Source organism: Spirosoma luteum DSM 19990, assembly GCF_000374065.1.
GTDB lineage: Bacteria > Bacteroidota > Bacteroidia > Cytophagales > Spirosomataceae > Spirosoma > Spirosoma luteum.
In genome coordinates this window covers 1-17,689 of the sequence record NZ_KB893261.1, presented here as the reverse complement: position 1 = coordinate 17,689, position 17,689 = coordinate 1, and the positions used below count along the sequence as shown (strand labels likewise).

At 50.8% G+C, this 17,689-nt stretch carries 17 protein-coding genes; 10 read left to right on the top strand and 7 right to left on the bottom strand.

Annotated elements, in window-relative coordinates; all coding sequences use genetic code 11:
* Window positions 1-203: 203 nt before the first annotated feature.
* The 4 genes from B156_RS0115515 to B156_RS0115500 are packed head-to-tail and all read right to left on the bottom strand — an operon-like array spanning window position 204 to window position 4,603.
* The gene (locus B156_RS0115515; protein ID WP_018620673.1) at window positions 204-890 is read right to left on the bottom strand and encodes a DUF6134 family protein; all 687 of its coding nucleotides are present in this window, start codon (window positions 888-890) and stop codon (window positions 204-206) included.
* Entirely contained in the window at window positions 887-2,440 is a 1,554-nt protein-coding gene (locus B156_RS0115510; RefSeq protein ID WP_018620672.1) for a 4Fe-4S binding protein, read from the bottom strand. The genes B156_RS0115515 and B156_RS0115510 overlap by 4 nt, the downstream gene beginning before the upstream one ends.
* 23 nt (window positions 2,441-2,463) lie before the next feature.
* A complete protein-coding gene (locus tag B156_RS0115505) occupies window positions 2,464-3,792 on the bottom strand; it encodes an NAD(P)/FAD-dependent oxidoreductase (RefSeq protein ID WP_018620671.1) in 1,329 nt (442 codons plus the stop codon).
* Between the two features lie 22 nt (window positions 3,793-3,814).
* A complete protein-coding gene (locus B156_RS0115500) occupies window positions 3,815-4,603 on the bottom strand; it encodes a DUF547 domain-containing protein (RefSeq protein WP_040585705.1) in 789 nt (262 codons plus the stop codon).
* 127 nt (window positions 4,604-4,730) lie between these two features.
* On the opposite strand from B156_RS0115500, the gene B156_RS0115495 reads away from it, so the two are divergent.
* The 9 genes from B156_RS0115495 (at window position 4,731) to B156_RS0115450 (ending at window position 11,554) form a co-directional block, all read left to right on the top strand.
* Window positions 4,731-5,828 (top strand): BamA/TamA family outer membrane protein, encoded by a 1,098-nt coding sequence (locus B156_RS0115495; RefSeq protein WP_018620669.1) that lies wholly within the window; start codon window positions 4,731-4,733, stop codon window positions 5,826-5,828.
* An 80-nt stretch (window positions 5,829-5,908) separates the two neighbouring features.
* On the top strand, window positions 5,909-6,601 hold the full coding sequence (locus B156_RS0115490) for a TIGR04283 family arsenosugar biosynthesis glycosyltransferase (RefSeq protein ID WP_018620668.1): 693 nt from the start codon (window positions 5,909-5,911) through the stop codon (window positions 6,599-6,601).
* The gene (locus B156_RS0115485) at window positions 6,601-7,611 is read left to right on the top strand and encodes an NAD-dependent epimerase/dehydratase family protein (protein ID WP_018620667.1); all 1,011 of its coding nucleotides are present in this window, start codon (window positions 6,601-6,603) and stop codon (window positions 7,609-7,611) included. Before B156_RS0115490 ends, B156_RS0115485 begins: the two co-directional genes overlap by 1 nt.
* Window positions 7,577-8,533 carry an SDR family NAD(P)-dependent oxidoreductase gene (locus B156_RS0115480; RefSeq protein ID WP_245563752.1) on the top strand — a complete coding sequence of 319 codons (957 nt, stop codon included), beginning with the start codon at window positions 7,577-7,579 and terminating at the stop codon, window positions 8,531-8,533. The genes B156_RS0115485 and B156_RS0115480 overlap by 35 nt, the downstream gene beginning before the upstream one ends.
* Window positions 8,534-8,625: 92 nt before the next feature.
* Window positions 8,626-8,958 (top strand): arsenosugar biosynthesis-associated peroxidase-like protein, encoded by a 333-nt coding sequence (locus tag B156_RS0115475; RefSeq protein WP_018620665.1) that lies wholly within the window; start codon window positions 8,626-8,628, stop codon window positions 8,956-8,958.
* A gap of 114 nt (window positions 8,959-9,072) precedes the next feature.
* Complete coding sequence (gene arsS, locus B156_RS0115465; RefSeq protein ID WP_018620663.1) at window positions 9,073-10,119, top strand: arsenosugar biosynthesis radical SAM (seleno)protein ArsS; 1,047 nt, start codon at window positions 9,073-9,075, stop codon at window positions 10,117-10,119.
* 326 nt (window positions 10,120-10,445) lie between these two features.
* Window positions 10,446-10,616, top strand: coding sequence for a DUF1059 domain-containing protein (locus B156_RS30870; RefSeq protein WP_018620662.1), 171 nt, complete (start codon window positions 10,446-10,448; stop codon window positions 10,614-10,616).
* Between the two features lie 12 nt (window positions 10,617-10,628).
* Window positions 10,629-11,084: a DsrE family protein gene (locus B156_RS29275; protein WP_018620661.1), complete on the top strand. Its 456-nt coding sequence runs from the start codon at window positions 10,629-10,631 to the stop codon at window positions 11,082-11,084.
* A gap of 26 nt (window positions 11,085-11,110) precedes the next feature.
* Window positions 11,111-11,554 (top strand): hypothetical protein, encoded by a 444-nt coding sequence (locus tag B156_RS0115450; RefSeq protein ID WP_018620660.1) that lies wholly within the window; start codon window positions 11,111-11,113, stop codon window positions 11,552-11,554.
* A 197-nt stretch (window positions 11,555-11,751) separates the two neighbouring features.
* Here the strand turns inward: B156_RS0115450 and B156_RS0115440 are convergent, their stop codons facing one another.
* Window positions 11,752-12,522, bottom strand: a complete 771-nt coding sequence (locus B156_RS0115440; protein WP_018620658.1) for a porin family protein — start codon at window positions 12,520-12,522, stop codon at window positions 11,752-11,754.
* Between the two features lie 902 nt (window positions 12,523-13,424).
* Here B156_RS0115440 and B156_RS0115435 point away from each other — a divergent pair.
* Complete coding sequence (locus B156_RS0115435) at window positions 13,425-13,976, top strand: RNA polymerase sigma factor (RefSeq protein WP_018620657.1); 552 nt, start codon at window positions 13,425-13,427, stop codon at window positions 13,974-13,976.
* A gap of 178 nt (window positions 13,977-14,154) precedes the next feature.
* On the opposite strand, the gene B156_RS0115430 is transcribed toward B156_RS0115435, so the two are convergent.
* Together B156_RS0115430 and B156_RS0115425 are read right to left on the bottom strand one after the other, a co-directional pair.
* The gene (locus B156_RS0115430; protein ID WP_018620656.1) at window positions 14,155-16,677 is read right to left on the bottom strand and encodes a DUF5686 and carboxypeptidase-like regulatory domain-containing protein; all 2,523 of its coding nucleotides are present in this window, start codon (window positions 16,675-16,677) and stop codon (window positions 14,155-14,157) included.
* A 21-nt stretch (window positions 16,678-16,698) separates the two neighbouring features.
* Window positions 16,699-17,589 (bottom strand): IS982 family transposase, encoded by an 891-nt coding sequence (locus B156_RS0115425; protein ID WP_018620655.1) that lies wholly within the window; start codon window positions 17,587-17,589, stop codon window positions 16,699-16,701.
* Window positions 17,590-17,689 lie beyond the last annotated feature (100 nt).

The window sequence follows — 17,689 nt, the reverse complement described above, 5'->3', positions numbered from 1 at the left end:
GTTTAGTGTCTTTTCCGGTAGAGGTAGATTAGAAAAGACAACTCGTTTACGAACATCGCTTTTTGCTGAACCTTCCAGACGTGGTAGATGATATAGAGGTCGAAGGTGTTAGGATTTCAGGAGATGGCAAGTTTTTGTCATCCCGACGCAGGAGTATCTCTATCATCCACCGAACTTGAGATCCTGACCTCCCCCACGCCATCTTACCTTACCGGGCGGATGATGAAGTTCCTGAGGGAGTTTTTCTTGATGATTTTCACTAACTGACCACCTTCATATTCGTACTCATCTTCCCGGTCGCTAAGTCGGGCGGTGTAGGCTCCTTTCGTGGGCGACGAAAAAGCGAAGTAGTCGCCGAAGTACTCCGAATAGATGCGGCTTCGGCCAACGGGTTCGCCGAAGTATACGTTGCTCAGAATATACGTAATGGGCCGGGTTTCGGTGGTCTTTCGGGAGTACTTGTACTGTTCGGCCACAATGTCGTAGTGGTCATTTTTCCACTCCGTTCTGGTCAGAAAATTACCCTTGTTGGTCTGGGCTTCCACAATTGAACGGAGGAGTTTACCCTGCTGCATCAGGCTCACCATCTTATAATACACCTTCACTTTGTAGACCAGCAAATTGACGCTTACATCACTGATAATGGTGTACTGCACAGTCTGGTTGCCCTTTGGCTGACGCACGGCCGTCATGGTGCCTACTTTAATCCCGGCGATGTCGATGATAAACCGCCGGATCTGCGTGCTATCGGGTACCTGTGCCAACCCAACCAGGGGCGTACCCACTAGGATAATCAGGATAAGCAACCCCGTTTTCGGGCGCTTTCGGAAGTTGGGGTCAGGCTCCTGCACCCGTGATTTTACGCTTCTGTTACTTATTGCTGTCATCATACTCTTACGCGGATACCGTCATTGCCCAGCAAAATGGGGTTTATGGCAGGCATACGGTTTGACTCATCATCATTCTCCAGGTTTAAAACGCCCCGTGGGCACACGGCAGAGCAAACACCACAGCCCACGCACGACGACCGGACAATGTCCTGACCGCGCTGCGCGTACCACCGCACGTCGATACCCATCTCGCAATAGGTAGAGCAGTTGCCACAGGAAATACACTGCCCGCCATTGGTGGTAATGCGGAAACGGGATTTAAACCGTTGGACCAGACCCAGATAAGCCGCCAGCGGACAGCCAAATCGACACCACACCCGATTACCCATGAAGGGATAGAAGCCAGTGCCTACCACCCCGGCAAAGATGGAGCCGATGGCAAACCCATAGCTGGAGCGCAGGCTGTAGGAATCCAGAAACCCAAACAGGGCCGATTGGCCGCTTAGGTACGTGTACAGTACCGCTACCGTCATCACCACGGCGAAAACCAGCACACCATGCACCACCACGCGCTCGAATTTCCAGGCTACCAGCCGTTTGTCAGACAGTTGGCGGTACGGGTCGCCGAGGGTTTCGGCCAGGCCACCGCAGCCGCATACCCACGAGCAATACCAGCGTTTGCCAAAGAAGTACGTCATTACGGGCACACCAATCAGCCAGAGGGCCGTTCCCCATACCAGCAGAAAAAGTCCCAGCGAACCAGCCTGAATTTTCTGGTCGAGCCGGTAGTCGAAGTAAAAACTGTAGTCAAGCGGCCACATGTTTTTCAGGTCCTGCGCGGGCTGGTTGAACAGCGACAGGAGTTCGGGAATCAGAAACGCAAAGCAGGTCTGGAAAAACATGACCGATACCGTGCGGATTTGCTGGTAGGGATTGCCCCGGTATTTGACCAGCATCCGAACACCCATTACCAGGATGGCCAGTGTGTAGAGGGTGCCATACACAAACCACTGGCTGGCGGGACCGCCGTTTAGCAGCCGACTCAGCGGGTCAAACATGAGTACCCAGTTGGTCAGGTATTCGGGATAGAAGTAGAGCAGCACATAAAATCCAATCAGGAAACTGCCGATGACGATGCCAATCCAGCCCCGGTTGGTGGCCGGATTATGGAAAACACCATTGTTCTTGATACCCGGCATCTGCCGATTCTTTGGCACGATGTACAGCAATGCGCCCCCCACGCACAGCAGCAGACTCAGGCAGAAGAACAGCAGACTATTGTCCGGGAAGAAACCAATACTGGCGGCTTTGGTAACCGGGAATGCGTAATCGTCATTGATGATTTTGTCTTTCTCGTTCCGCGCTTTATACCCCTCGTTTAGTTTAGCGATGGCGGCTTTAAAGTCGCGCACAAACCCAAACGCCGACCCGTATACAGTTCCCCGCATATCGGCCGTGGCCGATTGAATACCGGCCAACTGTTCTTTCTTTACCGTACTCGTTAATACCTCATCGGTCAACTGGTACTGACTCAGGCTTAGCGAACCGACGAACAGAGCGAAGCCAATCAAAAAAAGCGTTAAACCGGTACGCTGGATGTTTGTGAGCATGGGTAAGATTTTTTAGCTTTTTTTCAATTCGCCGTACTAAACAATCGCTGTAACCAGTTCTTCCGTAATGGGCCTTTTCCTTGTAACTGGTTTGTATAATTCTCCGAAAACTCCGGGTTGAAATCGGCTTGCTGAAACTGGCTCAGCACCTCCGGCAAGGGGCAGTGTTCCCGAATCCAGCGTTCGCAAACGGCGTGGCGCAGGCGCAGGCCAAAAGCATGAATACCCACCACCCCCTCCCCCTTTGCTTCGTAATTGATGCGCAGGCACTGCTGCCCATTTGGATGTTCCCAGTAGTAGGTTTGTTCATCCTCGGCCAGTTTGGCGTTCATGGTGCCGTAGGTCTGGTACTCGATGTCGAAAAACTTGGCGGAGTTGAAAAACACACCCGGCTGATAGGCGGTGCGGTTGCCACACAGCGTTTGCGCCAGGGTTTCGCCGTGCATCCGACCCGTGTACCAGATTTGCTCAATGGCTTTTCGTGGGCTGCCGTCCGTTCCGGTTATCGGAACCCGAAACTCATTACAGTCGCCGATGGCGTACACATCCGGGATATTCGTCTCGAAGTATTCATTGACCAGAACACCTTTTCCCAGTTCAATGCCGGATGTTTTCAGGAAGCTGATATTCGGCGTCACGCCCACGCCAAGTCCTACAAATTGACAGGCAATCTCCCGTTCATCGGTGGTGACGATGGCCCGAACGTGCCCGGCTTCATCGGCCAGAATTTCTTTCAGTTCCGCTTTAAGCTGCAGGTCAACGCCGTGCCGGCGAACGTGCCGACGAATGAGTTCTCCTTCTTCGGCCGGGATAGTCGAACTCCAGTAGTGCGTATCGCGCACGAGCATTGTTACAGGAATATGGCGGGAATGGAGCATTTCGGCCAGTTCGATTCCAATGAGCCCCCCGCCTACCACTACAGCCCGGTCAATGTTGCTGGTATGATGCCCCATACTTTCCAGGTCCGGCAATCCATATAGCCCCTGTACCCCTGTGCTGTCCAGACCCGGCCAGTTGCCGGTACTGGATACAGAGCCGGTGGCAATGACCAGCGCATCATAGGCCAGCCAGGTATCATCATTTAGTCGGATACGTCTGGCATCCGTGTCTACCTGCTCTACATAACCCCTGACCAGTTCAATCCGGTTTTTCTTCCAGAACCAGTCCTCATACGGCTTGGTATGTTCGTAGGTCATGTGCCCCATGTAGATATACATGAGGGCCGTGCGCGAATAAAAGTGCTCGGATTCCGCCGAAATGACGGTAATCCGAGCGGTGTCGTCCTGCTGGCGAACGTGTCGGGCGGTGGTAATGCCGGCAATGCCGTTACCGATAATGATGATGTGCTTCATGGAAAGCCGGTTCAGCAACGAATTACTTCTGTTCGTTGAGGTTCCAGTTATAATCCAAGTAGTCGATTTTGGTGTTATCGGTTATTTTGGTGGTCGAGTATTTATTGACCCACTTCACCACCGACTGGCCGCCGTCTTTGAAATCACCCTTGTACCAGTCGAAGTATTTCGACAGTTTGGCTGCGTCTTTGCTGATTTTGTTTTTGGCTGGATTATTCAGAAAATCACTCCCCTGATCGTTCAACTGGGCATCCAGTTTATCGGCGGTAAAGGCTTCATTCCGCAACCGGGGGCAGGAAATTGATGCGCACACCAGTGCGAAGTGAATTCTGGGGTCGTTGTATTTCTTGCGTAACGTACCGTGCTCAATATTATCGAGACTCATTTTCTCCCCGCCAATGGTAAAAAACTTCTCCGCCCAGGGGGTCGTAACGAAAGGAATTTGAATTTTTGAGCCAATATCCTTGATGCTCTCAATAGGATAATGTTTTACCACATCCTTAATGGTGAAGGCATTATAGGCATTGATCCAGTAAGCCATCTCCTCGTTCTTGCTCCAAGATGATGCCGGTGGATTTTTGCTCAGCATATCCAGGTACTGATCCAGTGTTTTTACGTCCGACTTAAACCCTTTATAGTTAACCAGCCCTTTATCATTGACGTATTTTTTCAGCAGTTTGTCAAAAATGCTGTGGTCAACGGGGGCCGCGTTTACAGTATTGTGCGTAGTGTCGTTCGTGTGGGTAAAGGCCGTAAGCAGGGTAATAAGCAAACCCGTTAAAGCCAGTGTGAGGAATGATGTTTTTTTCATGGTACCTTTAAAAATGTTGTTACTACTTGATATACGACCCGAAAGCTTAAAAGGTTTTTGATTCATCCGTGTCCAAACCCTGCCGGTTACTTTATCGTATGCTAAAGTACGTTAACTTCTGTTTCAAATGCTTCTTTTAACCCTGTTTACTGCCTTATCCGTTTCTACCCCTGCCGATAGTGTTCCAAAAGCGTTCAGTTTGCTGCCTTTACCCCTTGTTTACTACACCCCCGAAACGCGGCTGGCCTACGGAGTTGCGCCTACGTTTACCTTTCGATTCAAGCGTGATATGGCGGCCCTCCGCGCCGATTCTGCAGCTACCGTACGGCCTTCACAGGTCACGCTCGGTGCTGCCTATACGCAGAATAAACAGTTGCTGTTTTACGTGCCTTTCCAGCTATTCTACGACCGGGACAAATACTATATCAACGGCGAAGCGGGGTACTACAAATACAGTTATTTCTTTTTTGGCGTGGGCCAGCGGGAAGTACCCCGTGAGCTATACGCCGTCAATTTTCCGCGCATCCGGGTCAACGCGTTTCGGCAGATAGCGGCTTCGGCCATTCCCGTCGGGAAACTGTACGCCGGTGTGCGGTATCAGTACGAAGATTATCAGGTAACCACCGTAGAACCGGATGGACTGCTGGCTACGGGTACGGTACCGGGCGGACTGGGCAGCAAACTGGCCGGTGCAGGGCTGGGCCTCTTTTACGACTCCCGGAACCAGATTTTCTTCCCCACCAAAGGCCTGGTTGCCGATGTGGCGTTCCTGAATCAGAGCCGGGTGTGGGGCAGCAACGTCCGGTTTGACCGGTACTCAGCCGACGTGTCATCGTACCACGCGTTGAGCAAACACGCAATCTTAGCCCTCAATTATTTCGTAAGTTTTACGAAAGGTGTCGCGCCGTTCAACGCTATGTCATTGCTGGGCGGCACCAAACGAATGCGGGGCTATTATGAAGGCCGGTTTCGGGATCAGAATGCCGCCCTGATACAAAGCGAAGTACGGTTCGATATTTATAAACGTCTGGGCGGTGTTGTTTTTGGCGGGGTAGGCATTCTGGGCGACGATGCCTCGATATTGCGTCCCTCCGACCCAAAAGCCGCTTACGGTGCCGGGCTCCGGTTCACGATAAATCGGCTGGACCACCTTAACATTCGGGTCGATTACGGGTTTGGCCAGCAATCGAGTGGATTCTACCTTACCCTCGGCGAAGCGTTTTAAACAAAATACCGGGCAAATCGCCTTTCGTTATTGTTAAGGGCCGATAAATGTAGTAGTTTTCCAATTGTAACCATCGACTAATGACGCTTAGTGCCATCATTCCAACCCACAACGAAGCTGGTAATATCGGGCAGTTAGTGCATGATTTACGGGCATATGGCGGGCCTCAACTTATCGAGATTCTGGTTATCGACGCCGACAGTACGGATGGTACCCCCGATGTTGCCCGGCAGGCGGGTGCCTGCGTCTATCAATCGCCCAAACCGGGTCGGGCCGCCCAGATGAACTTCGGGGCCAGCCTCGCCAATGGTGACGTATTCTATTTCGTACACGCCGATGTTCGGGTTCACCCCGAGTTTACGCAGGACATTGAACAGGCCATACAATCGGGGTGTGAATCGGGTTGTTACCGGTTCCGGTTCAACTCCCCCAAGCCTCTGCTGCGGTTCAACAGCTACGGAACCCGTTTTCCGGGCATTATGAGCCGGGGTGGTGACCAGACCCTGTTCATCACCCAGACGCTGTTCAATCGGCTGGAAGGCTTCAACGAACGCTACGTCATCATGGAAGATTTTGACATTATCGTACGTATCCGGAAGGTTGCCCGTTTTGCCATCATCCCCAAAGATGTACTTGTTTCGGCCCGCAAATACGACACCAACAGTTGGCTGCGGGTACAGGTAGCGAACCTCACCGCTTTTTCGCTCTTTTTCCTGAATGTGTGCCCTACCCGCATTGCCCGTACCTATAAAGCGTTACTCAACTATCGCTGATGAACAAAACGGTACTGGTCACTGGCGCAAATGGCTTTCTGGGCTCTCATCTGACCCATGAGTTGCTCCGTCGCAACTACCAGGTCCGCGCGTTCGTCCGGCCGGGCAGCAACTGCCAAACGCTGACCGGATTGCCCATTACATACTGTGAAGGCGACATTCGGAAGTCGGATGCGCTGGAACGGGCCATCGACGGTTGTGATGCCCTGATTCATGCAGCCGCACTGGCACAGGTCAATCCGGCCCGTAGCCCGGCCATCTGGGCCATGAATCTGGCGGGTACGGAAACCACGGTCGAGGTGGCTCATCGTAGTGGGATAAAGCGTTTTGTGTACGTCGGTACGGCCAATGTCTTTGGCTTTGGCACGAGGGAACAACCCGGTACCGAAGCAACGCCTTTTGCCGGGCAAGGCTACGGCTCGGACTACATCGACAGTAAACGGGCCGCTACCCAAACGGTACAGCAGGCCGTGCAGAAACTGGGCTTACCGGCCGTATTGGTTCATCCTACGTTTATGCTGGGGCCGCTGGATGCCAAGCCAACATCGGGGCGCATGCTGCTTGAACTCTTCCGGGGTAAAGTAATCGGGTACCCGGTGGGCGGCAAAAATTTTGTCCACGTTCGGGATGTGGCCGTTGCCACGGTCAATGCCTTAACGCAGGGGCGAATTGGCGAGTCCTATATTCTGGGTAACGAAAACATGAGTTATCAGGAATCGTTTCACCTAATGGCCAGGCTACTGGGGGTTGCCCCGCCCCGATGGCCCATTCCGCCGGGTTTGGCCCGCTCGTACGGCTTTCTGTGCGATGCCTGGGCACGGGCAACCGGGCAGCCGGGTCAGCTTAATTCGGCCATGATTGCCGTTGCCAACGACGGGCATTATTTCTCGTCCCAAAAAGCCATTACGGAACTGGGCCTTCCGCAAACACCCATTGCCGAAGCAATCCGTGACGCCTTCGACTGGTTTAAAAAACATGACTATGTTACAACAAATGCCGGAGCTAAATAAACCCTCCCTCCTGCTGATGCCGGACGAATCCGAGCAGGAAGTGGGCGAAACGGCGGGATTAAATGAAGGCAAAAAAGCCGGTGTGATTCGCCGACCGGCGCAGGGCAAACCCGGCCCTTTTGCCGGGAAAGTAGCCATCGTTACGGGTTCTGAGTCGGGCATTGGGAAAGCAACCGCCCGCGCCCTGTGCGAAGCCGGGGCTTCTGTTGTACTCAACGGGCGCACGGCCGACCGGCTGGCCCAGACCGAGCGGGAATTCCTGGCCGGGCAACTTCCGGTAGTCAGCTGTCTGGCCGATGTAACGGTCTATGCTGACTGCGAACGCCTGATTGCTACCGCCATCGATGCCTTTGGTCAACTGGATATTCTGATTACCAACGCCAGTATTTCCATGCGGGCCTACTTCGCCGATATGCAGCCCGACGTGTTTCGGGAGGTTCTCGACAGTAATGTGTATGGCAGTGTTTACCCCCTTAAAGTAGCCCTGCCACACCTGACCAAAACGCGGGGCTGCGTCACGTTTATCTCGTCTATTTCGGCCCTCAACGGGATGCCCAGTGGCTCGGCTTACTGCGCCGGGAAAGCCGCCCTGACCAACCTGGCGCACACGCTCCGGCTGGAACTGGACCACACGGGTATTCAGTTTGGGGTTGTACACATTGGCTTTACCCAGAACGACCCCGAAAAGCGGGTGCTGGATGCCGAAGGGCTGCCCGTGCCCATCGCCCACCGCCCACCGCGCTGGCAGAAAAGCCAGAAAGAGGTGGCTGCTATCATTCTCAAACACATTCGTCGTCGGCAGAAACGAACGGTTATTTCCGCTTTAGGCTTATTGATTGCAGTGGTGCATACGTACTTCCCCCGCATTGGCGACTGGGTGGTGCTGACAAGCATCCGGCGGATGCGCCATTTTTATGAATAGCGGAGCCAGGGGTTATCGGTACCACCCACCCTATGCTCCACCAATCTAAAAACAGTCTATTTTCGTTAATACATCAAGATTCTTTCAAGCAAATGGAAACGTATTACAATCCTGAAGACCTCAAGAAATTCGGCAAAATTGGTGAGTTTCAAAAAGAACTGGCCGACAAGTTTTTCTCTTACTACGGCTCCGTTTTTGCCGAAGGTGCCCTGACAGCCCGTGAAAAATCACTTATTGCGCTGGCCGTTTCGCATACGGTTCAATGCCCCTATTGCATCGACGCCTACACCAGCGATACGCTGGAAAAAGGCTGCTCAGAAGCAGAAATGATGGAAGCCGTTCACGTAGCGGCCGCCATCCGGGGAGGTGCCTCACTGGTTCATGGCGTCCAGATGATGAATAAAGCAAAAAGCCTTTCTATGTAAGCAAAATTAGTTTGTGGTTTTCAGTTTGTGCTTTTGGGTTGGCTGACGCATTAAAATGTAGTGCGACGGACTGCCGAAAACCATAAACCGAAAACTATAAACCACAAACATTCTATGAAATCACTTAAAGCCAGTGGCCACCAGTTAGCCAGTTCAGCCTTTCAGTTACAATCGCTGCACGACAAGGTTGCCGATACCCTACAGCTTCCGCTTTTTCACGAGAAATTGCAGGACGCCGGACTCTTCCCGTTGCTACCCAACCAACCCGCCATTTTTCAGGTCAACGTGGGTAAGATGTGCAACCAGGTTTGCAAGCATTGCCACGTCGATGCCGGGCCGGACCGCAAGGAAATCATGACCCGCGAAACAATGCAGCAATGCCTCGATGCGCTGGCCAAAACCAGCATCGCTACGGTTGACCTGACCGGTGGTGCTCCGGAAATGAATCCCGATTTCCGGTGGTTTGTAGAAGAAATCCGGAAGCTGGGCCGGCACGTGATTGTACGCTGCAACCTGACCATCATTGTAGCGAACCCCAAATACAATGACCTGCCCGAATTCTTCCGCCAGCATCAGGTGGAAGTGGTTAGTTCGTTGCCCTTCTATAATGCCGACAAAACGGACCGGCAGCGGGGTAAAGGCGTTTTCGGTGACTCTATAAAGGCACTGGGTATGCTCAACGCTGTTGGGTACGGCCAACCTGATTCGGACCTGAAATTGAATCTGGTCTACAACCCAAACGGGGCGTTCCTACCCGGTTCGCAGGATAGTTTGACCCGCCAGTTCAAGCGGGTTCTGTTCGATGAGTTTGGCATCGTGTTTAACGACCTGTTCGCCATCACCAACATTCCCATCAGCCGGTATCTGGATTACCTGATTTCGTCGGGCAACTACGATGCCTACATGGAAAAACTGGTCAACGCGTTCAACCCCGTGGCGGCTATGGGCGTTATGTGCCGGGATACCATCTCGATTAGCTGGGACGGCTACCTCTACGACTGCGATTTCAACCAGATGCTGGATTTGAAAGTAGCCAGTCCGGTACAACACGTTCAAAATTTCGATGTAGACACCCTGGGTCAGCGCAAAGTAGTCATCAACCAGCATTGCTACGGCTGCACTGCCGGGGCGGGTTCGAGCTGTGGCGGCACTACGGCTTAAGGTAGCTTAGAGGAACGGAGTAACTGGTTTTCTCCTCAAAACGGTCTGGTATGTTGTCAGTTTCTGAGACAACATACCAGACCGTTTTGGTTTTTCGTGCGCGATAAAACCTGTTCGCAGGCGAAAAGAATACGTTCTGAATTGACCAATTTGAAAACAATTCGCAAGGGCCATTTTCCCGTACGTTTTAGCTGAACACAGGGAAAACTCTTAGTGGGGCAGGATAATAATACGGGAAAAATACCCCAATAGAGGTATTGCGCTTTACCAGTAACTCACGGACATTTACTCGTGAATCAATACCGTTCCACTAAAATTCTCCAACCATGAAAACCCTCCACTGCAAAGATGTAGGCTTCGACTGTCCCGGTATCATCCAGGCCGATAGCGAAGCGGAAGTACTGCAATTAGCCGCGCAGCACGCGCTGGAAGCCCACCAAACAACGGTCACGCCAGAAATGGCCGAACAGATCAAGCCCCTGATTCGCGAGGAATAACCCCAATGAGCCATGAAGTACAACCGCTATCTATTCACTCTGCTCCTAACGCTGATGGTGGGCGCTACCCTGTACGCGCAACCATCAGCGTCTAACTCCCCTAAGAAGATGAAATTCCTGATTCACATCACCTGTGGTTCTGAAAACCCGACAAAGGCTGCACTAGGATTTCTGGTAGCCAAAACCGCTCTGGACGAAGGCCATACGGTGTCGCTCTTTCTGGCGGGCGATGCCGCTCCGCTACTTAAAGATGCCGAACTGGACAAAGTAATTGGCGTAGGCACGGGCAAGCTCCGCGACCATTACGAAGCCATCGTAAAAGCGGGCGGCAAGTTCTACGTTTCAGGCATGTCGGCCAAAGCGCGGGGCATGACCGAGGCCGATATAGCCGGAAAACCAGCAGAGTTTGCCATGCCAACGGTACTGGTCAAACTCGCTGCCGATAGTGACCGGCTGTTTACGTATTAATTTTCACCCTTTAACCATTCTGTGCAATGGCCTACCACATCCGTCTTTTATACAGTTTCTGCCTGATCATCCTAATCGCGGCACCCGCTCTAAGTCAGGCAGTTCATACGGTAGCCAAACCCAATGAAACCGTTTGGGTGATTGCCTATCCCGTTAAAGCCAACAAACGTGCTCAGTACGAACGATTTATTCACGAAATCTTCTGGCCCGGGGCCAGGAACTTATCCGCGGCTGAACGGAAAATTTTCAAGCAGACGCGGGTTATGCATCCCACCAAACCCGAAGCCGACGGGTCGTATACCTACTTGTTCATTATGGATCCAGTGATCAAAGGGGCTGACTACGAGATTGAGTCGCTGTTAAAAAAAGAGTATGGTGTTCAAAAAGGCACTGCGTATTTCAAGGTGTTCAAAGACGCCATCATCGAAAAGAACTACAGGGATTACCGGGTTACGCAATCCAAAGACTAATCTTTCTGCTAACTGGTTTATCAGTTTACCTCAGCTTATCTGGTTCCGGGTGATGTATCCGGGCCGGGTGCGGCACGAGGAACAGATGATGATTGATGCATTGGGCGAGCTGTATAAAGTTTATATGCACTTCGGAGGTCGTTTATTATTTATGCTGATGGTTAGTCGCTGGTAAGTAGTCTGTTTAATGGTCCCGTTTACTTTTTGTAAAAGTGTAGCCGGATACCCGTGCAGATAAAACTGTTGAGCGGCTCATTGAAATGGCCTGCTTCCTGGTAGCGGTAGTACGTATAGAGCGTAGTCCGCTTCGAGAAATCATATTCGCAGTCAATCTGCGCGAACGGCTCGTTAAGATTATACGGATTGAACACGTCGTAGGTACCAAATGCCACCCCTACAAATCCCCTCGGACTGAATTCGTAGTGAATAGCTGCTTTATAAATCAGGTGATTGTTTTGGATGCCATTCGTTACGGGTGCCCCTTCAAGGTAGTTGACCTTTTTGAACGCATACAAATAACCAAGCCCGCCCGCAAACAGGATTTTTTTCGATAGCGGATACTTCACCTCAGCTACGCCCAGATAATTGCTCCGGGTATAGGGATCACCCAGGTCAGGCCCCGTGTTTTCAATCACATTCGTCGACATACGGGCAATAAACCGTAGCACATTCCAGAACGATTTTGTTTGTAACTCCACCTTGTAGTGATAGTATGAATTCAGGTTATACGGCCGTTCGCCCAGTCGAAAGCCCACCTGTAGTTTCAGAAAATTAGTCAGGCGAAAGGTCGGTACGATGTTCTGGTCAGTACGTATATTCCCTTTCGCATCGATGATCAGCCGGTTGTAAAGTAGCAAACTGACTGATTCTGTTTTCCTTACTACATGCTCAGGCCCGGCTGTTTGAAGGCTGTCGGTCTGGTTTACTAGTTGCGCTGTTACGTTGATGGAGCTGAAGATACTCAGCAAGAGAAGCAATTGTTTCCTATTTATTCGGTACCACTTAGGCCATTACAAAGTGGCAATAAACTAAGTACAATGGAATTTCCCACAGCGCATCAGGTAATTTTTATCACTTACACAGCAATCTAACAACCAATTGAAGTGAGTCACCAGGCTGTCCACTATAATCAGGCATGGTCTCCGTTATACCGGTTATTGTTCGTAACAGGACGGTGGAAAATAAAGGTCGAACCAACACCAAGTGACCCGGCGGTATCGCGGCCCCATCTACAGTTACACTGCCGGATCGTATTTGACTTGATTTACCATAACCGGTTCTGGAGAACCAGTACCTGTTGACATTACATGAACCTGTAGGCTAAGCCAACAGAGCGGTCCTGACAACCTCCCCGGTGTTCAGGCGCTCTATTTTAATGGTAACCTTCCGTCCCGTCTTCAATCATAAATGAGTCAGCTTAGCGAGGGTTATCGGGCTACTTTCTTACCAGTTTCCGACAGAATACAAGACTAATGCATTGCAGGTGTGTCAGTACCCGCTTATGGGATACCCAGGAAAAATTACATTCACAATGGCAATGGATTGATGCCGCTTCCGCCAATTTCGCAACTGGGTTCGCTCAGGCCAGTGACGTGTCGATTTATTGGGTTACATACAACTAGCAACTCACAGGCAGGTCAAAGCAAAAATCTCAACTGCTCATAATCAACAAGTTAGCTGTCTTTTTTTACGATAACTTGAATTCAGCTGCCAGTCTCCTGGATCTTTTCTCTTAGTGTACCCAAAAAATAAATAAACCGCCTAATAAATTAATAGTGTCCTATATTACCCTTTTTAGTCTTAAATAAACAAAATAGCGAAAGCACTTTAACTCAACGAATCTTTCTAAACTTAAAATTTAAACCTTCTAATGTACAAGGCCTTAACCGACGAGGAAGCAATTCGTCAGTATTTACCCGATCAGTCGAATCAATGCTTCGAAATTCTGTATAAGCGATACGTGGGCAAAGTTTATCAGCGGTGTTTATCCATGACCCACGATACCGAAAAGGCAGAAGACTTCACCCACGATATTTTCATCAAGGTATTCAATAAGCTGGAAGCCTTCGAGCAACGGTCCAGTTTTTCTACCTGGCTCTATTCCGTTTCGTTCAATTACTGCGCCGATCAGCTTCGGATTGCCAAACGTTTTTCCACTACCAGTCTGGATTTTAACAACGAATGGGACAAGGCTGAATCCATGGATGAACAACTCCATGAAGAAACGCTCCAGCTTATGCAGCAGGCCATGACCAGCCTGTCGGCCAAAGAGCGCAGTTTACTCCGGTTAAAATATGAGGATGGACTGAGTATCGACGAAATTGCTCAAACCCTGGATCTCACGCCAAGCGCGGTCAAAATGCGACTAAAGCGAAGCCGGGACAAAATACAGGCCCTCTGCGAACATAATTTTGTAAACTAATTCAAAAAAAATTGTCTGTTATGGTGACCTTTATTAAAATTCCAGTCTAAGCGTATACAAAGGATCATTGAAAAAGCCTTCCGATTACGATATTCGTCGTACCGGAAGGCTTTTTTATGGGAAAACCAGCCTGTTTTTGCTCACGCCAAGCCGTTTATCACGACGAAATGAATAGGCTTTAAAATGACAGCCAACCCGACAGTTTGATGGCAAAAGGCGTTACCGGAATGCCGGTACGGCCAATGTTATCACGATAGGTGAGCCGGTGGATAGCATCTACCCGCAGCACTTTAAAGATATTGTCGATACCGTATCCAACTTCAACGTAAGGTGTTCTGGTTAGGACACTAAAGCCATTAATGGCCTGCCCGGCCTCGTTCGTGGCTGGAATCAGGGCCGTATTATCCGCCGACACACTGCCCACCAGCACTTTAGCCGTTATCAGCTCGCGCCATTTAAGCCGGCGCAGTAATGGCAACCGATTGAGTAATAAACCCCCGAAGTTATGTTCGATTTGTGCCGTAGCCCACCGGTCAGACACAAACTCGAAGTAGTTCATCAGGTTATACGCATTGCCGACGTAAAACGACGACTCGTTGCCCAGGGGCGTGTACAGCAGTGGATAAGGAACGGCAGACGGGATAATGCCCGCGCCAACGGAGTAATACGTACGGCCCAGAATACCCATCCGAAACGAATGTTTCATGGTGAGGGCGATGCGCTGATAGGTAAAATCACTGCCCAGTACGTGACGAAAACTCAGATTATACTGGAGGGTAAAAATCGGTTTGCGTGTGGCACCGGCACTGATCCGGGTATTGCCATCCTGCAACATAATCTCGTCTGGTGCAAAACGCGTTTCCGACACCAGCTCCGTCATTTGGTAGTTGCTTCGGGTCGACGCATCATAATTATTGACGTAATAGGCAAAAGGAAACAGCGGCTCAAAGCTGCGTTGCCGCAAGGTCAGTGTCTGCGTGAAGCCATGCCCCATTTCCCGCCGGATATATACCTGCTGCTCTTCCTGAAAATAAGGTCGGCGGATGGTACCAAACCGGGAGTAAGCTGAAAACAGGGAATTGTTCCCGATGTTATCGGACGATACACCTATCCGTTCCAGGTCATAACTCTGCCGGACACCGAGTACCGTCCAGGGTTTACGACTCAGGATATAGTCGATACCAACGCTGTATTTAAGCGCCTTATCCCTGGTTCCGTACGCCAGATAACCATTTAGCAGCCACTTTTTGCTAAATCCGGTATTGGTACGCATCCCCAGCCGAAACCGGTTTCCCTCAACAGTATTATTCGCGTACGAATACAGCACCGGTCCCAGTTCTACATTCCATTTACCCAGGGGTACGTAGCCCAGCACCCCCAGTTTGATCAGCTCACCGGCTACTTTCACAACGGGTACATTGCGTACGGAGTCAACTACCCGCATGGCCCGAAACTCGGTGGCAGAAAGTGACATTGGCCGCACCCTGTTCCAGAATGCGCTGTCAGCTTCCCGGTACCCGTCCGACAGTTCGATGGAGGGATCATAAAAACCCACCTCGTTCGGCCTGTTTTCTGTGATGTTGGCAGCATTGGTAAGCAACCGAATCAGCACCCCGGGGGAATTTGGCGTGGGCTGGTCGGTATCAATCGTCAGCTGGGTTTGGGTTGGAAAGCGCAGGCCCGATGCCGATGTTTCCCAGTCCTGCTCAAGGTGCAGGCTCTCCACAAAATTGATGTTGGCGCGCTTATCGATGTGGACATCAACCTGCGCCAACGCCATACGCAGCGTATCCACCCAAACGGTACCGGTAAAAGCCAGTTCGGTGACTCGTTTGGGCGAGAATTCAATTTCGTAGCATACCCCGTTGTACAGGGACACCGTATCTTTCAGGTGAAACGTGTAAATCGTTTCCCAGGCGTTGCCCAGGGGGGACGGAATATCTTTGTTGAGAATCTGGAGTGAATTCCGGTAAAAATTATACTGCTGAAACGACGCCCCCGTCAGTTGGGAAATCAATCCGCCATCACTAACGCCCACACCCGTTACGTGCGTCTTCAGGATGTGTTCTTTTACTTTTTCGGGATTGATACGGTGGTAAAAGGTTGAAAAGGTTTCGGAGATGAACACGGGTATGGCCGATTGTCCGCTGGCATCGGTAATGGCCGGTAGCTTACCCAACAACCTGTTTACAGGACCGGGAGGCCGGTTATTCTTTCGTTTGCGGGCAAAATTGTTAATATACCCCTCAATTTTTGTGTAGCTCTCGTACTGATAGGCGGATAGCTGCGCCGGATTGAACTGGTCACTCCGACGAACGGCTTCGCGCATGATTCGGTAGGCGGGGTCACCCCCTTTGGCGTATACCTTCACCTCCTGTAGTTTGGTTGCCGTGGCGGCCAAACCAGCGTCGATTACCTGCGTAGCCAGTGCCGCTATCGGGTAGGACATAGGGCGGTAACCCAAACTAAAAACCTGAATAGAATCCGCCCGCTGCTCAAGCCGGAGCGAGTACCGTCCATCGACGTCCGATGTCGTTCCCAACGATTTACCCTGAACGGCAATACTGGCAAATGGAACTCCCTCGCCTGTAGCCGCATCTGTTACCCGTCCCGAGATAAGGTAGGAAGTCTGCGCCATTGACGAATAAAAGCCAACCAGCAGCAGGCCCGTAAGCACCTTGTTTCGTAACGATTGTTTCATTCAATTAACGTGAATACGGGATTAGGCATGGACAGGTTTAACAAATACTGACGGTTTGGTATCGTAAAAATGATAGGCCACTAAGCCCGCCATCGTGTGTACAATAGCATTCAGCGGTGAACGATGGCGGCTGTGATCTACATCCATCACGCTCATCAAAATGTCATTCACCGATTCAATTAAGGCCCGCTTTTTAAGCCGCAGTTTGTCATCTAAATCCATCACCGAATTCTTCATGTTTTTGCGGATTTTAGTAATGATATGAAGTCCCTGCTGATAAAACTGCTCGAAGAGTTTACTGATGTAGCCTTTGTCAGCATAGCATTTGCCGGTTAGGCTTCCCAAGAGCCGACCCAAGACTGTTTCGTTATTGTCGGAGACGCTGGCAGGCGTAAGGAGAAAATTCATAACCTGACCTAACTGATTGATAACCAAGTGTAATTTGAGACCGTAAAACCAGCCTGTTGATGATTTGCCCCGGCTAGCGATGTCTTTGAAGACCCGATGGAAATGAATACGGCGGTTGTCACAGACGGGCAGTTTCTTGCTATCGGCGAAATAGCAACCGGTCCGTTTGCTAAGCAGACATAGGTATTTGGTCAGCACATGGATGGTGGCTACCTGCCGGGGTAGCAAGTCGATAAATCGCTGATAAGTAACAAGCCGGGGGAAGTAGGTAGGCATTTGAGTTTGAACTAACCGCTGATAATAGTATTGAAAGTTTTTGTAGCCTGAGTGATGATAATAGACCAGGATAGTGATGATTTCGCTGTTGCTTAACTCAGGCTGTCGGGTTGGCTGGCGAGTGGGGGCTAAAGCCCGACTGGCCAGCCATTGATCAAATAGATTGACAAAATCATCGACTGCAATGAAGAGTTCAATGAGTTTTTCTTCGGAAATTTGCGACTGCATAGGGGCGAGGAGTTTGATTTGTTGGCTTAGACACCACAAATTTAGCTCTACTGCCCCTATTGCGCTTTCAGCGTCTTGAATCTAATCCAGTATTCACGTT